The sequence below is a fragment of the Hydrocoleum sp. CS-953 genome (assembly GCF_002260545.1).
Classification (GTDB): domain Bacteria; phylum Cyanobacteriota; class Cyanobacteriia; order Cyanobacteriales; family Microcoleaceae; genus Trichodesmium.
In genome coordinates, this window is sequence record NZ_LGSU01000025.1 from 1 (window position 1) to 1282 (window position 1282).

A 1282-nucleotide genomic window follows, 5' to 3' on the forward strand; every position below is an offset into this window, starting at 1 on the left:
TTGTATTTTTTGGTAATTGCTAATCTATTGAATAACAAATATTTGAGATTGTTCAATTTTTATTTTCATACCTTTATTTACCAAAACCAAAATTTACTCTTCTTCTAGAATTTCATCCTCATCTTCATCCTCTTCTATTTCATCAACCTGTGCCACAGAATTAGCAGAAACCACAGCACCATCACTTAACTGTTCCCGAACTTTACCTTCAATTTTTCTGGCAAAATCAATATTTTCTTCCATATAAGCAATAGCTTTCTCTCGACCTTGAGCAAAATTACTTCCTTCGTAGCTATACCAAGCACCTCTACGTTTAATTACATCTGTCTCTTCGGCTAAGTCAATAATACAGCCTACATTAGAAATTCCTTTACCAAAAATAATATCAAATTCAGCAACACGGAATGGAGGAGCAACCTTATTTTTAGCAACTTTTACCTTAGCATGAATACCATATTCCTCTGAAGATTTCTTCAAAGTTTGTGTACGACGAATATCAAGTCTAACCGAAGCATAAAACTTAAGAGCATTACCACCAGTAGTAGTTTCTGGATTACCATAAACAACACCTATTTTTTGGCGAAGTTGGTTGAGGAAAACTACCGTACACCCAGATTTACCAATATTTCCTGTAATTTTCCGTAGTGCTTGACTCATCAAACGAGCCTGGAGACCCATGTGAGAATCTCCCATATCTCCCTCAATTTCAGCTCTAGGTACCAATGCTGCTACTGAGTCAATAACTACAATATCAACAGCTACAGAACGAACAAGGTGATCCACAACTTCCAAAGCCATCTCCCCAGTATCAGGTTGAGAGACCAATAAATTCTCAATATCTACTCCTAATGCAGCAGCATAAGTAGGGTCTAGAGCGTGTTCCGCATCTACAAAAGCTGCTATACCTCCTGTTTTCTGAGTTTCAGCGATCGCGTGTAAAGCAAGAGTAGTTTTTCCCGAACTTTCTGGCCCATAAATTTCAATAACTCTGCCCTTGGGTAAGCCCCCTCCCAATGCTAAGTCTAAGGTCAGTGCCCCACTAGGGATTGTTTCTACCTTCATGCGGGTAGCATCTCCCAAACGGACAATTGACCCTTTACCAAAACTTTTTTCTATCGTTTTTAGGACTGAATCTAAAGCTTTTTGTTTTTCTTTGTTATCTGTAGCTGAAGCCATTTGTTTTTTTCCCAACTTACACTCACTAGATAATGGCTACCCATAAGGGTAAATGTAGTTTTTCATACTGCATCATCGTAACATTTTTAAAATTCTATTATTAGAT

Annotated in this window: 1 protein-coding gene; it reads right to left on the reverse strand. The window is 37.6% G+C overall.

What is annotated here, in order from left to right:
* Nucleotides 1-93: 93 nt before the first annotated feature.
* Complete coding sequence (gene recA, locus AFK68_RS00090) at nt 94-1176, reverse strand: recombinase RecA (RefSeq protein ID WP_094670668.1); 1083 nt, start codon at nt 1174-1176, stop codon at nt 94-96.
* Nucleotides 1177-1282: the final 106 nt, after the last annotated feature.